A 25,298-nucleotide genomic window follows, 5' to 3' on the forward strand; every position below is an offset into this window, starting at 1 on the left:
GAATGAAACTTCGCCTCTTCACTTTCTTCCCCACTTTCACTCAATTTTTGAGTTTTAAGAGCATTTACTGCTCATACTAAAAGAATAGAAAGGGTGAAGAGAAATGAAGAAAAATCAACCTCTTGAAAAGGCGGGAGACAAACGTGCGGGCGCTTATGCCGGTCATGGTGCCTATCTGGATGTGAAAGAGCCTTATCAGGGAGATTCTGTCAATGAACACTGAATTTGTCAATGAAATTATCGGCAGGGAAGAAATCAAACAGCAAAATGATAACCTTTAAACTGAATCCACAAGACCCCCGTTTTTAGCGGGGGCACTGAAAATCTACAGTAATTTATAAAGGAACTAGTAATTAGAGGCACTTATCAGCAAGAATCAATGACCTTTAAATAAATAGAGGGAAAAATTCCTCTTATTTACTAAAATGCACTGAAAATGGCATAAATAGAGGGAAAAGTTCCCCTTATTCGAATTAAAACACTAGAAAATATGCGCTTTTTTTCATATAAGGGGAAAAACTCCCTCTATTTACTTTAGATTGCACTGTAATTTGCAATTAGCGGGAAAATCTCCCCTTATTTTACGCTGGATACTTAATTAAGGAGCGGACGGCTTCCGCTATAAAGCCCACTCCATAGTCTGTCATCTCTACGGAGTAGAACAACTTGAACAGAAATCAATACTTTTTTAGAACCTGAAGTGAAAAAGGCAGACCGCTCTTTTAAGTGAGCGGTTCTGCCTTTTTACCTCTTTTTGGACTTTTCAGTTCCCCAATATTTAGCGGGGGTCTTTCAAATGAGAAAAAACTTCCTAATTGAGAATATAATTGGTCATCATTTTACTTCTTGAGGAACCTGCAGCCCAAGTCCATCTGCAACTCTTCTTCCATATTCAGAATCGGCTTTATAGAAATGGCTTATTTGCCTGATTTTGATTTCATCACTTTCTACAGGGCTCATTGCTCCGACCACCGTTTCGATGAGGCGGTCTTGTTCTTCGCTGCTCATCAATCGGAACAGATCACCTGCTTGGGTGTAATGGTCGTTATGATCATAGGCAGTGCTTTCTGCCAGTCCAGAAACAGTGAAAGCCGATTGGTTATCCTGTGGTGATTCCTGCGGCCCTCCTGCGCTGTTCGGTTCATAATATACCGAACTGCCGCCGTTGCTGTCAAAACGCATTTGCCCGTCACGCTGATAATTTCTGACTTCATTCTTCGGTCTGTTGATGGGAAGGGCGTTGTGATTTGCTCCTACACGATAACGGTGAGCATCGCTGTATGCAAAAATTCTTCCTTGCAGCATCTTATCAGGTGATACTTCAATACCTGGTACAAGTGTACCTGGTGAGAATGTGGCCTGCTCAACCTCGGCAAAATAGTTTTCCGGGTTTCGGTTGAGAACCATACGCCCCAATTCGATCAATGGATAATCCTTATGAGACCACACTTTGGTTACGTCAAATGGGTCAAAACGGTACGTGTCTGCATCTTCAAGCGGCATAATCTGCACATACAGCTTCCACGCAGGAAAATCTCCCTGCTCTATGCTGTTGAATAGATCTTCCGTGTGATAATCAGGGTTAGCCCCCGCTATTTTCGCCGCAACTTCATTCGTTATATTTTTTACACCCTGCTCAGATTTAAAATGATATTTCACCCATACTGCTTCACCTTCTTTATTCACCCATTTGAATGTATGGCTTCCATAGCCGTTCATATGGCGCAGGGTCGCCGGAATTCCACGGTCCCCCATCAAGTATGTAACCTGGTGAAGAGATTCAGGAGAAAGAGACCAGAAATCCCATACAGCAGTAGGGTTCTTTAAATGTGTCTGCGGATGGCGTTTTTGAGTATGAATAAAATCAGGGAACTTAATCGCATCCCTTATAAAGAAAATCGGAGTGTTGTTTCCCACTAAATCATAGTTTCCATCCTCAGTATAAAACTTTATCGCAAATCCTCTGGGGTCACGGACGGTGTCAGCAGAACCATTTTCACCTGCCACTGTTGAAAATCGGATAAACATTGGTGTGCGCTTGCCTTTTTCTGATAAGAATGCTGCTTTAGTGTATTTACTAAGATCATTGGTTACCTCAAAGTACCCATGGGCACCTGTCCCTTTAGCATGTACGACACGCTCAGGCACACGTTCCCGGTTAAAATGTGCAAGTTTTTCAAGTAAATGGACATCTTGAATCAATGTTGGTCCACGAGATCCAGCCGTCATTGAATTTTGGTTATCACCAACTGGAGCGCCCCAGCTTGTTGTTAACTTATTGTTTGTCAATTTCATTCACCTCTTATTTTTTTGTAGATGATAATGATTACAATCTAATAATAACACCATATACTTTAAAATCAATACTTTTTTATAATTATTATAAATAAAAATCGATTTTAATTTGTAATCATCCATTTAATACACTATATGAATGTTTGGACTTTGTTTAGAAGTGATGATTTTTAATATAATGGAACATCCCTCTTGGTTACCCCGCTGGAAACGAAATTAGAGGTATTCTAAAACCCGCATCTGCTGATACGTCGTATGTTAAATCTGTCTCGATTAGAGAAAGAAAATGAAAAAGACCCGGCAATCTGCCGAGTCTATTCTGTATTTAATAACCATAACCGCCGCCAAATGCACCGGCACCTACGACCACTAACAAGATGAACAACACAACGATTAATGCAAATCCCCCAGCATAACCACCATGGCCTTTACTCATATGGATAACCTCCTTAAAGTTGGATTCATATTCAACATATTCAGCTTCAAATTATCCGTGCGGGCTGGCCCTCTTCAGTTGATTCAAAAAAACAGTATCTGAAAATTACTACAATATGGTAAAATACATACAGATAAATCAAAGGAGGAACTAACATGTTAAAAACATTCACTTCATTACCAACTCATCAAGGAGGAGTGAACGGTTAATTCTGCTTTCAACTTACGGTTGTTCCGGATACTTGCTTGCCAAATGCTTGTGAAAAATACGGACTGATTAACAGCCCACTCCTGCCTTCTATTTAAAAAATTTGATAGAAACAGGAGAATGTTAAATTGAAAAAACAAACGATCGCATCACATAATATCAGAGCTTTATTTTGGGTTCAGTTTTTTGGCACTATCAGCTTTCTTCAGCCGGTCATTACCCTTTTTTACATGGAAAGAGGATTGAATTCTTCCGATATCCTGATTGTCCTGATGTTCTGGAGCGGCGCTGTCCTGCTTGGAGAAGTGCCAACCGGCATTTTTGCAGATCGCTTCGGCGCCAAGGCTTCTTTCATCACTGGATCCATATTGAAATTCATAAGCATTGCCTTGCTGCTTTTCGCTTATGAACCCTGGATGTTCTTTTTGTATAGTGCTTTGAATGGATTTTCTGTGACATTCTTTTCCGGCGCTGATGAAGCGCTCATCTACGATTCCCTGAAGGAAAGCAAAGAAAATGACTTCATGGACAGGGCAATGGGAAAAATCCAGTCAGCAGGATTCATTTCTTCCATCTTTGCCGTTCTTTTCGGATCATATATGGCAAAGGACCTGCAAGATGATCAATTTCAATTATTGATTCTGCTTTCTCTTGCTTTTCACGTTGTGGAAATCATCTTTGTCATGACTGTTAAGAATCCGAAGATTGAAACTGCTTATCGGGAGAACCCTTTTTCTCAGGTTAAAGAAGGATTGACTGTTATTCGAAAGGCGCCGCAGCTTTTAATCATGTTCTTGAATGTCACACTGGTGTTTATCCCGGCTGGAGCTGTGTACGGCTATTTCGATCAGCCTTTGATGACGGATGCCGGACTGCCCGTCTATTTGCTTGGTGTTATGTACGCTGGTTCCGCTTTATTAGGGTACTTTGCCTCCAATTCGATTGGATGGCTGACAGGGAAGTTTACGAGGATTTTCTTGATGCATGCGACCGGCTTTTTGGCAGTCGCCGGATTGCTATTTTCTGCCCTGATGTCACAGACTCTCTGGATGGTGATTGGCGCCTTTTTCCTTTTACGATATGTGAGGGCGATCCGATACCCGATTTATTCTCAGCTCAGCAACGATCTTATTCCTTCTGGGATTAGAGCAACGACGATATCTCTGCTCTCTATTGTCGATTCCGCACTTGATCTGCTTGTGTTTGGCGTTCTGTCTTATGTGGCACTGAATGGATATGAAGCTGTGCTTTATGGATCAGCCGCCATCGCGCTGATCGGTACGCTTTTGCCTATCAAGAAAGTGAAACGGGAAACTGCAGAGGAAGTTTTGGCTCGTATGAAGAAGAATTGATTTGAAGAGGAGCCATTGATTTGGCTCCTCTTTTTTCTTCCTAAGGAAAGTTTTCTTGTGATTGGGAGCTGGATTAGGGATTCCCACATTAATTTTTTTGCGGGGGTTTACAATAGCTATTTCAGTTTATCATTGGTCCGTATTCTTCCTTTGCGGGCCATTATCTTGGCTGCTCCCTCTTCTCATTGGCCCGTATTCTTCCTTTGCAGACCGTTATCTTGGCTGGTTCCTCTTCTCATTGGCCTGTACTCTTCCTTTGCAGGCCGTAATCTTGGCTGGTTCCTCTTTTCATTGGCCCGTATTCTTTCTTTGCAGGCTATTATCCATGCTGTTCCCTCTTCTCATTGGCCCGCATTCTTCCTTGGCGGCCCATTATCTTGGCTGTTCTCTCTTCTCACTGGCCCGTATTCTTCCTTTGCGGTCCGTTATCTTGGCTGTTCTCTCTTCTTATTGGCCCGTATTCTTTCTTCGCGGGCCATTATCTTGGCTGTTCTCTCTTCTCATTGGCCCGTATTCTTTCTTTGCGGGCCGTTTCCCGCATTTATACCGAACCTCCTTGGCCTGCATCTTTTCTTTCAAAACACAGCCCACACGCTTATTAATAATCTTTAAACACACAGCAACCCGAAAAGAGACTTGTATTGAACCTAGCCTTGAAGATTCTTTCAATAAAAAAACGCAAAGGCAGCCACCTTTGCGTTTTAAGAGAATGTTTACTTCTTATAGTACGTCCATCCTTCTTCTTGATAGACAACTCCATCTTTTAACAGCTTACCCATGGCTCTTTTGAAAGAAGCTTTGCTCAGGCCAAGCTTATCTTTTATTTCTTCCGGAAGGCTCTTATCCCATAAAGGCATTGAACCGCCTCTGCTGTCCATATAGTCGGTAATGATGTCAGCATCCTCACCCATTTTGTCTTGTTTCAATGGAAGGAAAGAGACATTGAGGCTGCCGTCGTCTTTTACATCGATCACACGGCCTTCCACCAATTCACCGAGCCTCGGCTCTTCCCGTCTTTCATTTTCGTGAACAAAGCAGCGGTATCCCTGCTCGGTCAGGAAGAATGTTCCCACTCTCAACAAACGGTATACACGGCCGGTTACTTTTGCTTTCATCATTTCCTGAGACGCCCGCCTAGCGATTTGGCCGATAATATTTTCAGTAGCCAGCTTTCCATATAAGCGTCCATTCTTATCAGGCTTTAGGGACAAATACAGCTTATCCCCTGGTGCTGGCCATAAATCTTCATAAATGGGAAGATCATCTGAGGAGACAAGGATATCTTTCATCAATCCAATATTAACAAAAACTCCAAGACCTGACTTCACATCCACTACTTCTGTCCATCCATATGACCCTATCTGAATTTTCGGGATATGCATGGTCGCCGTCAACCTGACTTCCTTGTCGTGAAATAGGAATACTTTCACGTCGTCGTCAACCTCAATTTCACCGTCTACCTGACTGTGATGCAGCAGCACATCTTCTTCTCCATTTGTTAAAAAGTAACCAAAATCCACTTCTCTATCAACCGTTAAAACCTGGACGGTTCCGGCCTCCAATTCTCTGAACATTACCTGTTTCCTCCTAAATAACTTGTTATTTACTTTATCTTTACCCAATGGTTTATACCTGACTCTATTTTTGAAGAGAAAAGAACCCATTTTAAGCGGAAATCAACATCTAATAGTGTTAGTACTGTTGTCTTTAGAGCCAGTAAGATTCTTATTCTTTTGCCGCTATTCTTTGACTTCTGCAATGGTTAGACTTCAATCTCTAACCCTTATAAAAGCGATCTATACACTCTTTATTTATCTGTTCTCTTTGAAGAAGAATCCTCCAAAACTAACCCTTGGCACCAGGCTTTTTACAATGCATTTAAATCCCTGATTTCTCTGTCTTTTGGCAGCAGCCACGTCAAGACACCTGCAAGCGGCAGAAAGCTGCAAAGAATCATGACAAATCGGATGCTGTATAAATCGGCCAAGCTTCCAAAGAGCACAGACCCCACTGCTCCCATTCCAAAAGCCAATCCAACAGTCAGACCGGAAACCATCCCTATCTTCTTAGGCAGCAATTCCTGTGCATAAACGACTGTTACACTGAAGCTGGATGAAAGGATGAACCCGATCAAAAAGAAGACAGGTATGACAATCGCCAACGGCAAGTAAGGCAGAATGAGCGTTAATGGAGCAGAGCCGAGCATTGAGAGAAAAATGATGTTTCTCTTCCCGAATCTATCAGCCAGCGGTCCGCCGAAGAACGTACCAAGGACACCAGCAAACATGAATGTAAAAATATACAACTGCGCCTGCCGGATGGTCAGTCCGTAATCTTCTATTAGATAAAATTGATAATAATTTGTAATGCCTGCGCCATACCAAGACCTGGCGAAAACAAGGAAGACAACCAAAATCATTGCCATCTTGATTTTTTTATGTATTCCTTTATTAACTTTTATTTTCTGTACCTGTTTCTTCTTTTTTAATCCACTCTCTAAGGACAGCCTTTTTTTATACCATTGTGACACCCGGACAAGAATTATAATTCCAATCCCTGCCGCTAGTGTAAAAAGCAAGGCCCCTTTCTGGCCAAGAGGTACAAAAATGAACGCCGTGATGATGGGGGCCAGTGATTGTCCCGTATTGCCTCCGACTTGGTAGATGGATTGTGCCAGCCCTCTCTTATTACCGGCTGCGAGATAGGCTACCCGGGATCCTTCTGGATGAAAAATCGCTGAGCCGAAACCTATAAAGAGTACTGAGAATAAAAGAAAGATAAAGTTGTTGGATAAGGCGAAGCCGACCAAGCCCATCAGACTCGACAGCATACCGAGCGGGAGAAGGAAAGGACGGGATTTAATATCTGCATAATAACCGAAAACAGGCTGAAGAAGAGAAGAGGTCATATTCAAAACAAAAGCAATCCAGCCAATTTGTGTGTAGCTCAGGCCAAGCGACTTTTCTACAATTGGAAACATTGCCGGCACCACGGCCTGAAGAGTATCATTGATAAAGTGCCCTGAACTGATGGCCAGCAGGACTCCGTACATTGTGGCCGTGCGTCTCGTTTCCTCTTTATTCAGAGTTTGCCCCAATCGTTTCAACTCCTGTTCAAAAGTAAATCTATTTCATGCTATGAAAGTCAACCTTACAAGTATAGCTTAATTAATAGGAATAGAAAATAATAATATTGTTTTAATTGACTTTCTTATTTTAAGATCCATTGTACTGAAAAATCAGCCCGGAAAATTTGTGGGCTTAAGGATTATTCATTGATATCCTGCCACATTCGGCAATCGGCAAAAACCTTCATCAACTAAGTACCCATATTTTGAAAATAGGCAGGACAATTTGCACGAGCACTGCCAGCAATAAGCCATATTGCTCAGACCTCAAAAAAAACTGGCGACAGGTTTCCCTGTCACACAGTCCTTTGAGTATTATTTCCCTTAATTGTATTGACTGCTTGTTTTAAACTGGAGTAGGTTTGGATTTTCTGAAAGTCGATTCCAAGATTCACAACAGTTTGGACTATATCCGGTGTCATTCCGGTGACTTTCGCTTCAACCCCGATTAATTCCAACGAATCAATCAGCTGGAAAATGATTTGAGCCACATAGGTATCAATGATTGGTACGCCTGAAAGATCCAGTATAAAGTAGTTAACTTTTAGCTGTGCACTTTTCTCTAGTGCTTTTTCCAGCATCAACTTCGCCCTGCTTGTGTCAATATCCCCTACAAGCGGCAGTACTGCTATATCATCAGAAATCGGTATCACAGGAACTGATAACTCAAATAAAGCTTCTTTGGAATTTCTTAATTGGTCTGCTTGGTAATCTACGAAGGGCAGGCTGAAATAACAGGTAACCTCTCCTATATCAGTTTCCAGGATATTTAACATATTATAAAACTCATCAATCGTCATATTGTGCTTCTTCGCATGTGATTTCAGGAGATCACCTAATATGGTCCTGTATTCCGGAAACTCATTCAGCATTTCCTCCAGGCTGGCATTTAATGTAGCACATTGAGTTCCAGCCTTTTTCCCCCAAGCTTTAAAGTTTTTCTTGCGCTCGTCGTGTCCCAGTACAAAGGACTTTGCGAATAAATTGACCAGCTCTTCTCTCATTGTGAGCAAATCATTGGAAATTGACTGCATTTCAGGGTACTTTTTTGTCTGGATATCCGTGACTTCTTGAGCAAGCTCACTGCTTTTTTTAGTACCAGGCTGCAGAATTCTTCATAAACTTTTTCGTTAGACATTTAAACACCCTCTTTGCCTTTCTCTTATATCTACAATAACACTTTCTCTACTATTAAAGTGTATATTAAGAATGCAGGGAGATTCAAATGATATTATTCAGCCGCAGTTGCCAAAAGATATAAAACGGATGTTTATAGTATTGTGTATTTCCTTAATATAGGCTTTTTTTCCCGACCTGAATTATTACTTCAGTAATAAAAATAACCTTCCCGGCAAAAGGGAAGGTTTCTGTTGAGTCTATTGAATATTTGTGAATAGACCGGCAGCCCTCTCTTCAATACGTTCTCCCAGGTCTTCCACCGGACGGCCGCTATGGACCTGATTTCGATATTTTTTCATATCCTTGATGAGTTCATTATCGGTGGTTACAAAGACGTTCTCAATGTTTCCGTCCACACTCTTCACCGCTTGTTCTATCTTTTCCTTGAGATCGGCATCAAAGCTCTTGGCCAGGCGGTTTTCCAAAACAATGGCTGTATAGGCATCCTTGCCCTTGGTATACACGTAAGCACGTTCTACTTCATAGAATTTCATTACTTTGTTTGCCATCCGGTCTGTCTTCCCATAAGCAGGGTCGGCGGGGTTTGCCTCACCATATATATTATTTCCTCCGGAGTTTGTAGTGTTGTAGCGGACCTGCTGAACACCCATTCCTCCACCTTCGCCTTCCTGCCCAAGGTTCTCATCATTATTTAATGCGCAGCCTGCCAGAAATGTCATCATCATCATGATCATTGAGCACAATAATTTTTTCATAACGTGACCTCCTTTATCTTCTCCACCTAGAGTTTCCAAATTCCAAGAAAAAATACTGAGCAGCAGGATCTTCTTAGATCAGCTAAGTGTACCAGTATCCGGCTGAAGGAAGTACAACGCAAAAAGAGGCTGGGGCAAAACCTTATAAAAAGCTCTTTTCAAAAGAATGTGTCTGAGTATAAAGAAAGGATTTCCGCTCCAGGTGCACGACTCCGCGGGGCGGGCGCTGAGCCTCCTCGGCTTCATAAAAAGCGGAAGCGGCCGTTCAGCACCGTACGGATTGTAGGGCTCCTGCATGAGATAAAGGAATCACGAAGAGCGAAAGCGATTCGATGATGACTTATCGCAAGGAAGGAGACCGAAATCCGCTAGGTGCTGGCCGCTGGAGCTAGATTCGCCTGCGGGGTTACGTTCCAGTGGGTACGTAACCTTGGTCAGCCCCGACAGGCAAATGTTCCTCAGAGAAAAAAAGGCGGTCTTTCCTTTTATTCTCAGAGGGTTGTTTGACCCCGAGGGGCTAGGCGCTGGAACTAGACGACCGCTAGTCCCGCAGGAGGTCGCCCACCTTCCGCTCCAATCCGCCTACGATCAGGAACTGGCGGATAACCTAATCTAAAAAGTAACATCTATAAGGTAAGAGCCTAATAACCAAAATGAACCGCATGAGATCAAGTATGTAACCTTGATCTCATGCGGTTTTATTTTCGATGATTTCTACTTGCAACAATTAGTTTTCTACTTTTGTCCCAGCCTCTTATAGATCAACGTTCAATACCAATTTCGTCGAGGAAAATGTGACCTTCTGGTGTTTGATCGAACACAAATTCAATGGTATTAATGTTTTCAATTGGCACATCAAATTTTTCAAAGGGGATCCTGAAGGTCTGAAGTACAGGTTCGTGTGAATTCCCGTATCGCGCCTTTTGATAAAACACTGTTTTACTTTGCTGTATATGGAGCGCTGGAGCAAGTTTTAAGGCTTCCCCCAAAGACACTTCCGACGCTTTTCCATCCTTCGTAATCACACGGATTGTGAAATCGGAGGCTTCCTTCATGCTGTCCATGCTTGCAGCAGAAAATGTGAATACATCCTCTTTAGTGACAGTTTCTTTTCTAAAATAATCCTCCGAAAACTCCAGTTGGAATTTTCCCGGGTTTGAATAGCTTTCATCCCATTTCAGGTAGACTCCATGATTTCCCCTGTCTTCATTCTCCCGGGATTTCAAGACACCTTCCTTCCAGCTTCTTAACCTTACTGCCTTGAAGGTAACCTCCGCACTATTTCCGGTAACTAGATCATAGTCATTTTCAAAATCATTGATCACTTGGAATCGGTTATCGCTGTACCGATTGATATAGGTGGTGTCCGGAAGCCACTTAAGTGCATAGCTGTAATCCTGAAACATAGGTCTATATTCTTCTTTCCCTTTCAAAGTGGCGTCAAGGAATCCGGAAATATAGGTTTTGGCAATCTGCCTCTGCTCCTCCCCTTCCAGAAGAGGCTTCTTATTGATGAATAGATTCATTGGCAGTGAGGTATCATTATCGCCCCAGACAGTATTAAACTGTCCGTGATTGGCTCCATGAATATAAAGGGAAGATTTGAACCACTCCCCTTTACCGCTGAATGTCAGGCCATCATATTGACGATCACCGCTGTACTCGGAAACATCACTGTCATACGAGCCGTGAAGAAGCAGATAATTGACATCTTCCAGTTGGACCGGCTTCTCACCCAATGTAAAATAATCTGTTGGAGCTATAGAGATAACCGACTTGATTTTATAATCGAAACGAAAGGTCACCATTCCATTATTCGGATACCGGTCCAGCTTATTAAATTCAGTTGCCACTGCTGCTGCCTGTCCGCCGCGGGAATGTCCAAGCAGGGCAATGTTGTCAAAATCGACTTTATTATAAAGCTCTGTGTTTTCCGATTCATGGAACTCTTCAAACTGGCCCAGGTGCTTCAGCATCATCCACGCCCTTGTACTTATCTCATTATTCAAGCCTCCCGACCAAGAAGAGGTATTCAAAAAATTTTCATCTAAAGAGACTGCAATATAACCTCTGCTGGCCAGGAGTTCTCCCAAATAGGCATATCCCTCATCCGAGAAGTCCTCCATTGCATGATTTCCATGGACCATCAATACCAGCGGAAACTTGCCTGCTCCCTCAGGCATCCATACGGTCCCATTCACTGGGAGCTCTGTCCGGTCAAATCCCCAGTACCACGTCCTGTATTTGTTCCAGCCCCCAGTCACCAAGGAGGCATTCAAAGAGTCTGTTTCATATTCTGCCCCTTCAGCGAATTTCGGCCGCCTTTTATCCGTTCCACTTCCATAAGTAAAGGTCTTGACCTCGTACCCCCCCATCTTTGAAGGGTCCTCTGCCTTGAGATCTTTAGGTACCGTATCTGTTACAGGAGGTTGGTATCTATCAAATCCAGGAGACCACACCCAAAGAGCAAATCCAGCACAGCACAAAAGGCCAAATCCCAGCATAATCACAGAAAAAGGCTTGGTCCTTTTTGAGTTCCACCAATAACCTGCAGCTCCTCCAGCCAGTATTCCCGCTCCTATAATCACATAGGTTAAAGGCAGGATTTGATAGGCAGCCCTTACCTGGGAAAAAAGAATGACCAAAAGAATCACAGAAGATAAAACGACAGCCAGAAATCGGTTATTCATTTTTTTAATCAGTATGATAATGGGATATAAGATATATGGACTCAACGCAGCCGCCAATACACCAGGAATGAACACAATAAGAAAATCAACTGCAGGACCCAGGCCAGTTTTCAGGCCGATGCCGAAAAGAGCCACAAAGAACAGTAGCATGAAAAAAGCTCCTGCTGCAGCTCCCTTCCATGCCTTTCGGAAGAAATCTTCAACTGCATTCCAAGCAGATAGAACACGCTTTTTCACACGCAGAAAGACGGCATTCTTTTTCTTTATTTCAATTGGTTGTTTTAATTGTTTGTTCGGTTCCATAAGACTTCCACCTTTTTTATTCTCCAACGCCATTATATCAAAGTTGGTGCACTTTTACGGTTTAAAATTTTGTAAATAATACTGTATGACTCACAGACTCATTATCTTCCTTAGTCAAATTCCCTGCATGAAGAATTCCTTAGACAGTTGAATTCTCCTAAAATTTATACCGGGATTACCAAGCCAACAATATTCAACCTGTAATAAAGAAAAGCTGTTCCCGGAAAAGGAACAGCTTTTCTTAATCATTCGTGCGCATCATGAATGATGATTGTTTGTTCATCATGCCTGCGGTTCATTTGGTGGTTCTTCTTCCGGTATTCTTTTGATTTAAAGACGATATCGAAATCATAGTCTTCCGGATACAACTCTTTTGCTGAAATATAAAGTTCCAGCCGTTTATGGTTAATCTCTCTTTTTTCACCTTTGATCAGCACAGAGTAGCAGCCCGTTTTATCTGGACCTTTCTCAACTATTCCTATTTCACCTGCAGGGCTGACTTTTACATTGTCTCCCATCACAAATTGGGCAATTTTTGTTTTGCTCTCTTGTCTTTTTGGCTGCTCTCTTCTTGCATAGCGGTTGACAGCCACCTGTTTCTCAAGTTCTTTCCGTTTCTGGTACTCTTCTGGAACGGCAGTGTATTTCTTGACCTCTTTATAAGTCACTTTATGGGCAGCCTCAACTATAGCAGGGTGCATACCCAGCTTGAGGGCAATTGAAAAGGCCTGGCTTTCTCCTCCTTTTCCGACGATAAGGCGATACGTTGGTTCGAGCGTATCAAGGTTAAATTCCATCGAACCGTTGATGAACCCTTTCTCTCTTTCGGCAAAATCCTTGATTTCACTATAGTGGGTAGTGGCGAGCAGTGTGGCTCCCTTGTCATAAAGCTTTTGCAAAATGGCGGTTGCAAGTCCCATCCCTTCTCCCGGGTCCGTCCCCGAGCCAAGCTCATCTAACAATATCAAACTTCTGTCACTAGCTTCCTGAAGTATTTCAATAATATTTTTTATATGCGAACTAAAGGTGCTCAAGTTCTGCTGCAGGCTCTGCCCATCCCCAATATCCAGGAGTATTTTCTGGTAGATACCGATATGGCTGCCTTTTTCCACAGGAACATGGATACCGCATTGAGCCATCAGCGTGAGCAAACCCACTGTTTTGATCGAAACTGTTTTTCCTCCGGTATTCGGTCCAGTGATCAACAGGGCGTGAAACTCTCTTCCCATCTCTATATTCAGGGGAACAGCAGCATTTCCGATAAGAGGGTGTCTTGCATTTTTTAATAAAATATAGTGAGACTCGTTTAGTTCCACCGGATTGCCGCCTATCGCTCTGCTGTACTTCGCTTTGGCAAAAAGAAGGTCATAATTGATCATAATTTCTACTGCCAGCTTCAATTCTTTCTCGTGCTGCTGTACAAGCCCTGTTAAATACAGCAAAACACTTTCCACTTCAGACTCTTCTTCCATTTTCAGATGCATTAATTGATCTTGCTGTATTCCTGCTTCTTCCGGTTCGATATAAAGGGTGGAGCCCGATGCAGATGAATCCAGCACTGCGCCCTTGATTTTGGCTTTGTACTCTTTTTTAACAGGAATAACGTATCGTCCTGCCCGTTGACTGACGATCGCTTCTTGAATGTAAGCTTTATACTTATTGGATTTAATCATACTGTTGACTTTCTCTTTGAGCCTTTCCTCCTGGATGCTGATTTGTTTCCTGATCTTCAGCAGCTCTTTTGACGCATAGTCATCCACTTGGCCGTTACGAATACAGCGGTTGATTCCATCATACAGATGCGGCAGGTCTTCGATGGACCAGACATAAGACGAAACCCTCGGTGCAATGAATTCTTTATCTTTCATGAACCTTTTTAATTTTCCGCAGCAATCCAGAAATAAAAGCAGCTTAAGAAACTGGCCGGCCCTAAGTGCTGTTCCCTTATTCATTTGGTTAAGAATGATTTCAATTCCGTCAAGCGCATGAATCGGCACACTCTCGCTTTTTTTCAGAATTTCTACTGCTTCTGTAACCTCATCCAGCCATGCAGAGATTTGGTTTTTATTAAAAGATGGCGAAATAGCTTTAACAAGCCCTTTGCCAGAATCAGTCAGGGCATAGTTTGCTATTTCGTCTTTGATTTTTTGAAATTCCAGTTGTTTAAATGTATTTTCGTTCAATTTTTATTCCTCCAGATTTTGTTTTGGAACGGACTCTTTTTAAATAACTTCTTTGAGGCATTTCCGATTGGAATGGTCTCTAGGAGCTATCCTGAGTCCTCTTCTTTACTCAGCTATGATTTCCCTTACGCCTTCCTGACCACCTTACTTCGATTGGCCCCTGCCCTTTTCTAACTTGACTAATCCGTTTTTGAACACAAAAAAACCGCAATGAACAATGTCCATTACGGTTTTCGATATCATACAAAGGGAAGGCTCCAGCAGCTGAAAGATTGCACAAAAAAACTGTGCGTGATCGACACAGTGCTGCAGACAGGTGTTTGCATGCTATGATCATTGTTCTTAACTCATCAGTCATAAAGACATACTTAAATAAGCTTGTGGACAGTGATTTTTTCTGCCCTGCCTTCATGAATGACCGTATAAAATTACGGATTAGTTAAGAACGACACCTAACATACTTCATTTCCCCTTTTGAGAGATTTAATATTTACAACTACATAGTATTCCAACTAGACTGCATTTGTCAATCTCATACGCAGATTTAGAGTTTGACATCATATTTATTCTTCAGCTCTTCTGGCGCCATCTTAATCATCTGCTGCAGTATTAATGTAAACACCGCAATATCATCCACTATCCCAAATATGACGAGCCAGTCTGGAATTAAGTCGAATGGCAGCAGGATGTAACCAAGGATAAAGCCTACTGACAAAAGTTTTTTCCATACCTTCACAGATGGTGACTTAAAAAATGCGACTAAAAACGGAATTGACCTTCTGATGTTGAAAAGAAATTTTAATCTGCTGATAAACCGTGCCAATATTCCTTACCTCCTTTTGAAACACTTACCATTTATATACCACACTTTCCGTTGTTTATCTTTTTATAGTTATTTTATTCCTTATTTAATTATACAGGCTCAATCAAGAACATGCTCTCTTTAGCATCATAAGGCAGAAAACAACTAAAAAACAATCTATTTTCTGTGGCAAATCCACTTTGAGATGTGAATTTATCCGCCGAACATGTTATAATCTCTTAGATATGATTGATGGAGGTAATTACTAAATGATTCAAGTATCAGATGTAAGTCTGCGTTTTGGTGATCGTAAATTATTTGAAGATGTAAATATAAAATTCACTGCTGGAAACTGTTACGGCCTTATCGGTGCGAACGGTGCAGGTAAATCCACTTTCCTTAAGATCCTTTCCGGAGAAATCGAATCTCAAACCGGCAATGTGTCCATGACACCTGGAGAGCGGATGGCTGTCCTGAAACAGAACCACTTTGAGTACGAAGAACATGAAGTATTGAAAGTTGTCATCATGGGTCATACCCGCCTGTATGAAGTGATGCAGGAAAAAGACGCTATCTATATGAAGGCCGACTTCTCTGATGAAGACGGCATGAGGGCAGCAGAACTTGAAGGCGAATTCGCTGAATTGAACGGCTGGGAAGCAGAATCAGAAGCCGCAATTCTTCTTAAGGGACTTGGAATCAGCGAGGACCTTCACACGAAGAAAATGGAAGATTTAAATGGCGGCGACAAAGTAAAGGTATTGCTTGCTCAGGCGCTGTTTGGAAAACCGGAAGTCCTTCTTCTGGATGAGCCTACTAACCATTTGGACATCGCTGCCATTCAATGGCTTGAGGAATTCCTGATCAACTTCGAGAACACAGTTATCGTCGTATCCCATGACCGTCACTTCTTAAATAAAGTTTGTACCCATATTGCCGACCTTGATTTTGGAAAAATCCAAGTCTATGTCGGAAACTATGATTTCTGGTATGAGTCCAGCCAGCTGGCTACAAGAATGGCTTCAGACCAGAATAAAAAGAAAGAAGAAAAAATCAAAGAACTGCAAGCGTTCATCGCGCGTTTCAGTGCGAACGCTTCAAAATCTAAACAAGCTACTTCCCGTAAGAAGCTGCTGGATAAAATCACACTTGATGATATCAGACCGTCATCACGTAAGTACCCTTACGTACACTTCAAACCAGAGCGCGAAATTGGGAACGACCTTTTGAGGGTCGAAGGTATCTCTAAAACGATTGATGGCGTTAAAGTATTGGATAACGTAAGCTTCATCATGAATAAAGACGATAAAATTGCTTTGGTCGGCAGTGATGAAATCGCGAAAACGACCCTGTTCAAAATTCTTGCTGGCGAAATGGAGCCGGACAGCGGTACCTTTAAATGGGGAGTTACGACTTCTCAGGCCTATTTCCCTAAAGATAACTCGGACTATTTCGAAGGCAGTGAGCCCAATCTTGTCGAGTGGCTGAGACAGTACTCTCCTAACGATCAAAGTGAATCCTTCCTGCGAGGTTTCCTGGGCAGAATGCTCTTCTCTGGAGAAGAAGTCATGAAAAAACCAAGCGTTCTTTCCGGTGGAGAAAAAGTTCGCTGCATGCTATCGAAAATGATGCTGAGTGAAGCCAACGTTCTTCTTCTGGATGAACCGACGAACCACTTGGACCTGGAGTCCATCACAGCGCTGAACAATGGCCTTGAGAACTTTAAAGGTTCCATGATTTTCTCTTCTCATGACCATCAATTCATACAAACAATCGCTAACCGCATCATCAAGCTCGACTCTGAAGGAATCATCGACAAACAGATGACTTATGATGAGTTCCTTGAAGCTACAGCGGTTAAAAATTAACGTTTATTTTCTTTAAAAAACAGCCTTTTTCTGAAGGCTGTTTTTTTTGCAGGGGAAAACTGATAGCGGAATCAATCTGATAAAAGTTGATTTATGATCTACCCAAAAGCACTTATGTACCATTATTTTTGATGAAAATTCAGGCTTTCCCCTGGAGGGCAAATATATTATACAGTAATATTCAAAAGGCAGAATGGCTCACTACATAGAGCTATTCTGCCTTTTTAACTTCAGATTTATAAGAAGTGTTGATTTTCGCTCCAGGTGCACGACTCCTAGGATCGGGCGACCGGCCACCTCGGCTTCCCCTGTAAAAAAGTCCAAAGTTACGCGCACCTTGGCAACCCTGGGCATTTTAGGTACCGCTCCCGTCTGAAGTTCTTACCACCTCGGTCACCCGGGCATTTTCCGGGCCGCTCCCGTCCGAAGTTCTTGCCACCTCAGTCACCCGGGCATTTTTCGGGGCGCCATCGTCCAAAATTCCCGATACCTCGGTCACCCTGGGCCGACATTTTAGAAATCAGCAGACTTTCAAGCCCCCCTTGGAGGCTGTTTTTCTAAAAGCCAGCTTTTGAATTACCATAAGCACTTCTGTTCATATATTTTCAGTAAAAATTCAAGGGTTTCATTTTTTTCTACTTAAAACTATTAAAGGCACGCCCTTACATTCCCGGGCGTGCCTTTTAACCATCTATTTAACTGCCATGACACGTTCATGAAGAAAAACTTTTATTTGAAAATAACTGATATCATCAGGAAGCTCTTCCTTGATCGGCTTTAACTTTTCGCCTCCTGTTTTTTCCACTGCCAGTTCAATCATTTTCCGCTCTTCGTCCGAGAGGAACGCTTCTGTGTTTACTTCCATTCCTTCTTCAAAGCATTGGAGGATATGATTTTCAACAGTGGTTAAAGACAGATTCCGTTCTTTAGCTATTTCCTGGAGCATGAGACCTTCTTTATACAACTTGTAAGTTATTAAGCTGGATGGCTCGTCCTCTTTTTATTTCCTGGATCCGACTGGGCGTTTTCTTCTTTATACTGAGATATCGCTTGCAGAAACTGCGAACCGTATTTTTCACTTTTGTGTGCCCCCACACCTTTTACATCGAGAAATGCGGTACTATCCACAGGCAGCTTGCTGCACATATCCCTGAGCGTCTGATCCGAGAAAATGACAAATGGAGGAACTCCTTCTGAATCTGCCAATTCTTTTCGTATTGCTCTTAGGATTTCGAAAAGCTCATCGTCTTCTACAGCATGAGAAACTTTGCCGGCTTTCATTGTCTCTTTTCGCAGCACTTTTTCTTTTCCCTGAAGAACATTCTTACCTCTTTCATTAACCCTCAGCACAGGAAAAGTTCCACTCACAACCGTGATGTATTCTTCCGAAATCAAAAAATCGATGAACAGGCTGATTTCTTTTTGTTTTTGCTCTTTCATCAATCCATATGTGGATAGTTTTTCAAAACCGAATTCTTTGATTTTTTTATTCTTAGAGCCTGCAAGGACTTGGCTGACCAGCGAATTTCCGAATCTCTCCCCCATCCGAATCATGCAGGAAAGCACCATCTGTGTCTCCTTTGTCACATCTATCGCCTGACGGTCGTCTGTACAATTGCTGCATTTTCCGCATGGAGCAGCATCATCACCAAAGTAATGAAGAATAAATTCCTGCAGGCAGCCTTCTGTATGGCAGTAATCCACCATCTGCCTAAGCTTCAGAAGTTCTTGTGTATGCCTTGCGGGGTCCTGGGAATTCTGCGAAATCAGGAATCTCTGAATTTGTACGTCTTGAGGGGAATATAGGACAACACATTCACTTTCTCCGCCGTCACGGCCGGCTCTTCCAGCCTCCTGGTAATAGCTTTCCATATTTTTCGGCAGTTGATGATGGAGGACATATCTGACATTTGATTTATTAATCCCCATCCCGAAGGCGTTGGTTGCGACTATCACTTGCAGGTTATCCTTCAAGAACTCTTCCTGCATCTCGTTACGCTGAACATCACTCATGCCTCCATGATACTTGCCGACCGAGAAGCCCTGCTTGTTCAGTTTATTATATAAAGAATCCACTTCTTTTCTGGTTGCAGCGTATATGATTCCCGATTCATTCTTATTTGCTTTTACATAGTTCATAGCGTACTGGCTGCGGTCCTGTCCTTTGATGACTTTAAAAGAAAGATTTTCCCTTGCAAATCCAGTGATATAGGTATTCTCCTTTTCAATTTCAAGGGAAGAACAAATATCATTCTGAACTTGAGGTGTTGCTGTTGCGGTTAAGGCCAGAACGACTGGATTGCTGGGCAGTCCCTTCAAAAGGTCCTTGATTTTAAGATAGCTTGGACGGAAATCATGGCCCCATTGAGATATACAGTGTGCCTCATCTACCGCCACCAAAGGAATAGGAAGGTTTCGGAGGTACTGCACGAAATAGGGAGATTCCAGCCTTTCCGGCGCAATATAGACCAGCTTATATACTCCTAGTTCGGCCTCGCTCAATCTTCTTTCAATCTCAGCATGGGTCAGGGAACTGTTTATAAACGTGGCAGGGATGCCCGTCTGGTTTAAGGCATCCACTTGATCCTTCATCAAAGAAATCAAAGGAGAAACGACAAGCGTGATTCCTTCCAGGAGCAGCGCAGGGATTTGGTAGCAAATGGACTTCCCTCCACCAGTAGGCATAATTCCGGCTGTATTATGGCCAAACAAGACACTCTGGATAATCTCATCCTGCCCCGGCCTGAAATTTTCATATCCGAAATATTCTTTCAGGTAATTTTTAGCATGGTAAATATTCATCGCTATAACTCCTTATTAAAACCAATTGCTCTGGTCCTATTCTTGTTACTTCCATTATAAACCCCATACTCTCTGAGGTCGATGAAAGCCCACGGTTTTCACAAGGAATTTTTTCAGCCGTTGTTCCTTTTTTACTACATGAAATTTTGCTTAAATTCGTCACCTCAAAATGCAATCCATTCTGTGGCATGCTCATTGTGATTTTATTTCTTCCCTGAAAAGAACCATTTCTACAACTCTCTTTTCGCTGCTTCAAAGGAAGGATTCCCGCTCGTGCTCACGACTCTGCAGCCTTCAGGAACTTTGTTGTAACGCTGGCTCCCCCCCAGGAGATCGCCGTTCTCAGCTATGAACTCTCCCGGTTAGAGAACACTAAGTGGAAACCAACACTCTTCAAGATAATATGGAAAAGACCCATTGAATACTCAATGGGCCTTCATTCATACTGCCTTATTAGAACCAGCGGAATCCCGGCTTTTCGCCTTTTTCTTTCTCTTCTTTTTCCACAGTCGCCTCTGCTTCTTCTGCAGGGATACCTCTCCAAAATACATCCCATACATTATGTTTAGGCTTTTCTTCGGCAGCTTGAACTTCTTTTTCTATATCAACATTTTTCTTTGACATGAAAATACCTCCTTTGAATTTCTTCATGGTCTTGCCGGTAGGGAAATCGACATTACATTCTATTCAAAGAGAGGCATATCGTTTAGGCTGATTGCCTATTTTCATTTTAATTCCCCTTTATTTTTCCCATGAGCCTGCGCAAAACATCTTTAATGAAATCTTCATAGTTGAAATTAATGTTAATGAAATGGTTTGCTTGCGGTTCATCCTCCATGTCCCTGAAATCAGCATAGGTAAATCCTTGAGTGAGTTCTTCGGTTGAAATCTGCACATTCTTTTGGACAATTGTTACTGTATCTGGTTTTGTTAAAAGATATAATGTATATAGATCATGCAGAGGAACACCTTCCAAACCAGGTTGAAGTTTTTCATAAGCTTTTTGATAATATTGAAAGATGGGAAGGTATATCTCTTTAAACGGGTTCTGGCTCTTTTCAGCTAAAAGTTTGATATGTTCTTCCTTCAACTGCGCATATTGAGTAACATTGAGCGGCGCGAGATATACCGGCAGTCCTGATTCCAGAACAAAATTCGTTGCGGTCGGATCGCCATGGAAGTTGGCTTCCGCAACAGGCGTCACATTTCCAGGCACTAAAAACGCCCCTCCCATCAAATAAACTTCTTTAATGCTGTCTTTAATAAATGGATAAAGGTTGAAGGATAAGGCCATGGAGGTATTTCTTCCAATATCTACGAAGTAAAGATCATCATTCTCTGAAATGATTTCGAGGATATGACTGAATGGCTTAGCTTCGTAAGTGAAGGTATCGGGTATTTTAATAGGACCGATTCCCTCTTCACCATGAATTTCAGGATAATAAGGTTCATATTCTCCCGTTAATGGGCTGGAGGCACCAGTGATCACTGGTATATCTTCCCTTCCGGCCAAGTGTAAGATATACGCCGCATTCATAGTTGCGTCTTCTTTACTTACATTTCCAAAGCCAGTGACAATCGCTTTGACCTGTATCTCCGGACTGCTTAAAGCATAGATGATTGCAAAGGCATCGTCTATGCCAGGGTCTGCAAACAAGACTACTTTTTTCATTGAAAACACACCTTCCGGAAAAATTCCTGACATTCCAGCATATTCAAACAGGAAGGAATTTAGCCTTGAAATTAATTGAGTCACCTTACTGCTTTACAGCATTAAAAGGGACATTTCCTCTTAGTACTTTAAAGCGGTAAAGCATTCAACTAAATAAAAAACTTCCTATTGAATAGGAAGTTGAATGATCACGGTACTATTTAGTTGTCGGATGTGGATTATCCACAACTTGAAGAACTTCTGATGAAGGGACCATTTCGCTTTTGCAAAGCGGACAGTGAGGTGTTTCCTCACTTTTGAAGTTATCTCTCATCCAGCCTTTGCAGCCTTCAGATGAACATCTCCAAATCTTTGTATCTTCTGTTTTGATTTCTTCTTCATTTCTTCTTCCAAATGCCATCGTGTCATTACCTCCTTTGATATTACAGAACCGATTTCCGGCTGATGAGAGGCCTGTTTTTAAACCGGTCTGACAAGAATAGCTACCCTGTTACTGGTGGGTAGCTATTCTTTAAGCATCAACGCACTAAAATTATAATTTTACAACGTTAGCTGCTTGTGGTCCGCGGTTGCCTTCAACCACTTCGAACTCCACACGCTGACCTTCGTCAAGAGATTTGAAACCTTCACCAGTAATCGCACTGAAGTGTACGAATACGTCGTTTTCGCCTTCAACTTCGATGAATCCGAAGCCCTTTTCTGCATTAAACCATTTTACTGTACCTTGTTTCATGAGTAGAATCCTCCAAGCAATAAAAAAATTTAATATGTTACTTTTTAAATGTAAAAATTCACATATTATAAAAAGTACCGGCGAAGAAAGGCGATCACTCTTTATAATATGTGAATGGCTTTCGATTTTGCGGTGTTCCGTTATTAATTCTGATACACCTATTATAGTACATTAATTGATTTTGTCAAATATGTAAATGGTAATGCTTTCCGTTTTAATTTGAGCAGGAGAGCCTGAGCCGGCCCCCCTATGACACTATTTCTTGCTTCTTTTCCTGGAGGAATCCGCTCTCACTCCGCCTGGCAGTTCACTTGTTGTAGTGCCTTGGCCCTCAACCTGCGAAGATCCCAGACCCGCTTTGGATGGGTCCTGTTTTTTCTTTGCCATGATATCACCCCGTAAGTTAGTATGACTAAACCAACGGCATTCTATGTCTTTAATTTTCGATTTGGCTTTTCATCTTCCACCCATCAATAGAGAAGCCGCCCAATTTGGAAAGGACATATTTACTTAGCTTTTCATACATTTCCGTCATTTGACCTGCTTGAGATATTTTCATCGCTTTTTGGAAAAGTTGAGAAAATTCCTCATCGGGAAATGGGTTCTTCAGGTATTTCTTAAGATACCTCTTATCATTTAAATAAGCACCTACTTGATAGAAAGGAATCTCCTCTACTGAAAGGAACCGGCAGTATTGATCAAAAAGTATATTTAAGGAGTTTTGATAAACAAACATGATTTCTGCCTCTTCCTTTTCATGCATGTCTTGAAGGTTATCAAGGGTATCCCAAATAGAATACTTCATAAACTCCAATTCAATATCACCGATTTTATTAAAGGGTTTACCCAGCCATACACCTGCCTCTTCTTTCAGTCCTTCCACAGTTCCCTCTTTATCCCACAGGATTTCCCCTGTTGCAAACTGTACAGCTGCATGGGTTGTCCTGCTGTTATAATCCTCTTCAAAATACTTCCTTATTTGGACAGGGGGATTACAGAAATATTCAATCAAGTAACCCCCCACAATTTTGTTCCCCCTTTCCCTCCATTCCTTCCCTTCTCTAAGAATTAAATGGACATCGATATCTGAACGTGCTGAAGGGTTTCCTGTTACAAAGCTTCCGCAAACCAGTGCACCTGCAAGGTCTGAAGTATAGTGGAAATCATTCAAAAAAACCTCCAGTGCTTTCCTCCAATTTTGCATTTCCATCACTGCTTTCTTTCCTGATTCCGTCAAAAATACGGTAATAATTTCACAATTCGGGGACAAAATACTAAAAAATATAGGTTAAGGATGTTTGGGCATGGTATTCAAATGGCGTGAAAAGAAAAAAGAGAAGAAGAAAAATCAATAGCCCACAGCCTAAACTTCGAAGGCTTGAAAGAAGAAATAAAAAACTCTTTGAAACAAAGTGCAGATCTCGCATTTCATGAAATTGAAAAAGAAGAACACAGCCTATTGATCATCTATTTAGATAATATCATAAATTCAGACCAACTTCATCAACATATTATCAAACCATTAGAAAGAACCTCCGAAGAATTGGACCCAAAATCAATAGCAAATAATATCAATATCGGCAAAATTTCCATAACTAATAAACTCATTGATATTACAGAAGCTATTCTAAACGGAAACGTCTATATTTATGGACAGGGTCAAGCTTGCGGAGTCCTTGCCGATATTGCAGAAAAAGCAAGCCGCTCTCTTGAAAAAGCAGAAACCGAATCACTAGTTTTCGGTCCTAAAGTCGCGTTCACAGAAGATTTATCAACCAACATGAATGTGATTCGGACGAATATCAATGACCCGAATCTATGTGTTGAAGAATTTATTCTAGGTTCCCGGGTAAAAACAAAAACCTATCTGATCTATATAAAGGATATTGCTGAGGAAGAAAACGTACACACTATTAAGCAAAGAATGAAGGACCTTGAAGTTGACAGTATTATAGACAGCTCTGTTCTGGCTCAAATGATAGAAGATAATTCATTTACAGTTTTTCCTCAGCTCATAACCACTGAACTGCCTGACCGATTCAGTATATCTCTTTTACATGGAAAATTGGGGATCCTTGTAGATAGAAGCCCGCAGGCCATTATTGGCCCATCTACCTTTTTGAACTTCTTTGAATCAACGGAAGATTTATATATGAGATGGAATATGGGAACATTTTTGAGGATGCTGCGGTTTACTGCTATCATGCTGTCTGTTTTGTTGACACCTGCCTATGTGGCTGTACTGACCTACCATTATGAAGTAATCCCCTCCTCCTTGCTGGTTTCGCTCGGAGAATCACGGTCGAAAGTCCCTTTTCCCCCAGTATTTGAGGCTCTACTACTGGAGTTCATCATTGAACTGCTTCGGGAAGCAGGCGCCAGGCTTCCTACTAAGGTCGGCCAGACAATGGGTATCGTAGGAGGTATCGTTATCGGGCAGGCAGCGGTTGAGGCAGGTTTCACAAGCAATATTTTAATCATTATCATTGCCATCAGTGCTCTGGGTTCCTTTACCGCTCCCAGTTATGCTATCGGGACGGCTGTTCGGATCATCCGTTTTCCCATCATTATTTTTGCAGGGCTTTACGGGGGGGTTGGAATCGTTTTTGCCTTTTCATTCCTGTTGATTCACCTTTTGAAGCTTACGACTTTGGGAAGGCCCTATCTATCACCCATCTACCCGCTTAACCTATCAGATCTAAGGTACAGTTTATTCAGGCTCCCTTTTCAGTATATGGGAAAAAGGCCGGAAGCTAATTCCCCTGTCGATTCAGAGAAAATGAGGGCAAAAAAGAAAACAGAAAAAAAGATGTAGACGAATGATCAAACAATGTAACGACACAGGATGGCCATATAAACTCATATACATTGTAATCGTTCAGATGATTGAAAGCAGTCAGCCTCCTGCAAAAAAATGATTAGAATGATAAAGG

General features: G+C 41.9%; 20 protein-coding genes and 1 pseudogene. 4 read left to right on the forward strand and 17 right to left on the reverse strand.

The annotated features are described in order from the left end of the window. Positions 1-834 precede the first annotated feature (834 nt). Both katA and B9Z54_RS15195 read right to left on the reverse strand, forming a co-directional pair. Positions 835-2,289, reverse strand: a complete 1,455-nt coding sequence (gene katA / locus B9Z54_RS15190; protein WP_162785243.1) for a catalase KatA — start codon at positions 2,287-2,289, stop codon at positions 835-837. A gap of 331 nt (positions 2,290-2,620) precedes the next feature. Beyond that, positions 2,621-2,731: a YjcZ family sporulation protein gene (locus B9Z54_RS15195; RefSeq protein ID WP_113929187.1), complete on the reverse strand. Its 111-nt coding sequence runs from the start codon at positions 2,729-2,731 to the stop codon at positions 2,621-2,623. A 335-nt stretch (positions 2,732-3,066) separates the two neighbouring features. On the opposite strand from B9Z54_RS15195, the gene B9Z54_RS15200 reads away from it, so the two are divergent. Further along, positions 3,067-4,290: an MFS transporter gene (locus tag B9Z54_RS15200; RefSeq protein ID WP_113929188.1), complete on the forward strand. Its 1,224-nt coding sequence runs from the start codon at positions 3,067-3,069 to the stop codon at positions 4,288-4,290. A gap of 132 nt (positions 4,291-4,422) precedes the next feature. Continuing rightward, on the forward strand, positions 4,423-4,902 hold the full coding sequence (locus tag B9Z54_RS15205) for a hypothetical protein (protein WP_162785244.1): 480 nt from the start codon (positions 4,423-4,425) through the stop codon (positions 4,900-4,902). A gap of 101 nt (positions 4,903-5,003) precedes the next feature. Here B9Z54_RS15205 and B9Z54_RS15210 read toward each other — a convergent pair whose 3' ends face one another. The 7 genes from B9Z54_RS15210 to B9Z54_RS15245 all read right to left on the reverse strand — a co-directional run bounded on the left by B9Z54_RS15210 (position 5,004) and on the right by B9Z54_RS15245 (position 15,311). Next, positions 5,004-5,864 carry a CvfB family protein gene (locus tag B9Z54_RS15210; RefSeq protein ID WP_113929190.1) on the reverse strand — a complete coding sequence of 287 codons (861 nt, stop codon included), beginning with the start codon at positions 5,862-5,864 and terminating at the stop codon, positions 5,004-5,006. Between the two features lie 293 nt (positions 5,865-6,157). Beyond that, the gene (locus B9Z54_RS15215; RefSeq protein ID WP_113929397.1) at positions 6,158-7,342 is read right to left on the reverse strand and encodes an MFS transporter; all 1,185 of its coding nucleotides are present in this window, start codon (positions 7,340-7,342) and stop codon (positions 6,158-6,160) included. Positions 7,343-7,713: 371 nt separating this feature from the next. Then, on the reverse strand, positions 7,714-8,451 hold the full coding sequence (locus B9Z54_RS15220) for an STAS domain-containing protein (protein ID WP_113929191.1): 738 nt from the start codon (positions 8,449-8,451) through the stop codon (positions 7,714-7,716). 342 nt (positions 8,452-8,793) lie between these two features. Next, positions 8,794-9,312 carry a YhcN/YlaJ family sporulation lipoprotein gene (locus tag B9Z54_RS15225; RefSeq protein ID WP_113929192.1) on the reverse strand — a complete coding sequence of 173 codons (519 nt, stop codon included), beginning with the start codon at positions 9,310-9,312 and terminating at the stop codon, positions 8,794-8,796. Positions 9,313-10,073: 761 nt separating this feature from the next. Further along, positions 10,074-12,305, reverse strand: coding sequence for an alpha/beta hydrolase family protein (locus B9Z54_RS15235; protein ID WP_162785245.1), 2,232 nt, complete (start codon positions 12,303-12,305; stop codon positions 10,074-10,076). Positions 12,306-12,550: 245 nt separating this feature from the next. After that, positions 12,551-14,488, reverse strand: coding sequence for an endonuclease MutS2 (locus B9Z54_RS15240; protein WP_113929194.1), 1,938 nt, complete (start codon positions 14,486-14,488; stop codon positions 12,551-12,553). A 544-nt stretch (positions 14,489-15,032) separates the two neighbouring features. Further along, entirely contained in the window at positions 15,033-15,311 is a 279-nt protein-coding gene (locus tag B9Z54_RS15245; protein ID WP_113929195.1) for a YkvA family protein, read from the reverse strand. A gap of 248 nt (positions 15,312-15,559) precedes the next feature. Here B9Z54_RS15245 and B9Z54_RS15250 point away from each other — a divergent pair, with 248 nt between their 5' ends. After that, positions 15,560-17,158, forward strand: coding sequence for an ABC-F family ATP-binding cassette domain-containing protein (locus B9Z54_RS15250; RefSeq protein ID WP_113929196.1), 1,599 nt, complete (start codon positions 15,560-15,562; stop codon positions 17,156-17,158). 691 nt (positions 17,159-17,849) lie between these two features. Here B9Z54_RS15250 and recQ read toward each other — a convergent pair. From recQ to B9Z54_RS15280, 8 genes and pseudogenes are all read right to left on the reverse strand, one after another. Then, positions 17,850-19,960 (reverse strand): annotated as a pseudogene (gene recQ / locus B9Z54_RS15255) (DNA helicase RecQ). Continuing rightward, positions 19,941-20,216, reverse strand: coding sequence for a hypothetical protein (locus tag B9Z54_RS24910; RefSeq protein ID WP_162785246.1), 276 nt, complete (start codon positions 20,214-20,216; stop codon positions 19,941-19,943). The pseudogene recQ and the gene B9Z54_RS24910 overlap by 20 nt, the downstream one beginning before the upstream one ends. A 197-nt stretch (positions 20,217-20,413) precedes the next feature. Next, positions 20,414-20,584, reverse strand: coding sequence for a hypothetical protein (locus tag B9Z54_RS24915; RefSeq protein ID WP_162785247.1), 171 nt, complete (start codon positions 20,582-20,584; stop codon positions 20,414-20,416). Positions 20,585-20,690: 106 nt separating this feature from the next. Continuing rightward, positions 20,691-21,632, reverse strand: a complete 942-nt coding sequence (locus B9Z54_RS15260; RefSeq protein ID WP_162785248.1) for a nucleoside hydrolase — start codon at positions 21,630-21,632, stop codon at positions 20,691-20,693. Positions 21,633-21,828: 196 nt separating this feature from the next. Continuing rightward, a complete protein-coding gene (locus B9Z54_RS15265) occupies positions 21,829-22,032 on the reverse strand; it encodes a cold-shock protein (protein ID WP_113929198.1) in 204 nt (67 codons plus the stop codon). 132 nt (positions 22,033-22,164) lie between these two features. Next, entirely contained in the window at positions 22,165-22,365 is a 201-nt protein-coding gene (locus tag B9Z54_RS15270) for a cold-shock protein (protein WP_006834898.1), read from the reverse strand. A gap of 255 nt (positions 22,366-22,620) precedes the next feature. After that, positions 22,621-22,752 (reverse strand): YuzL family protein, encoded by a 132-nt coding sequence (locus tag B9Z54_RS15275; RefSeq protein ID WP_113929199.1) that lies wholly within the window; start codon positions 22,750-22,752, stop codon positions 22,621-22,623. A gap of 49 nt (positions 22,753-22,801) precedes the next feature. Then, complete coding sequence (locus tag B9Z54_RS15280) at positions 22,802-23,569, reverse strand: hypothetical protein (protein ID WP_113929398.1); 768 nt, start codon at positions 23,567-23,569, stop codon at positions 22,802-22,804. Between the two features lie 174 nt (positions 23,570-23,743). On the opposite strand from B9Z54_RS15280, the gene B9Z54_RS15285 reads away from it, so the two are divergent. Further along, complete coding sequence (locus tag B9Z54_RS15285) at positions 23,744-25,180, forward strand: spore germination protein (RefSeq protein WP_240189949.1); 1,437 nt, start codon at positions 23,744-23,746, stop codon at positions 25,178-25,180. Positions 25,181-25,298 lie beyond the last annotated feature (118 nt).

Origin of the sequence: Bacillus sp. P14.5, assembly GCF_003316765.1 — a bacterium.
Classification (GTDB): domain Bacteria; phylum Bacillota; class Bacilli; order Bacillales; family Bacillaceae_B; genus Rossellomorea.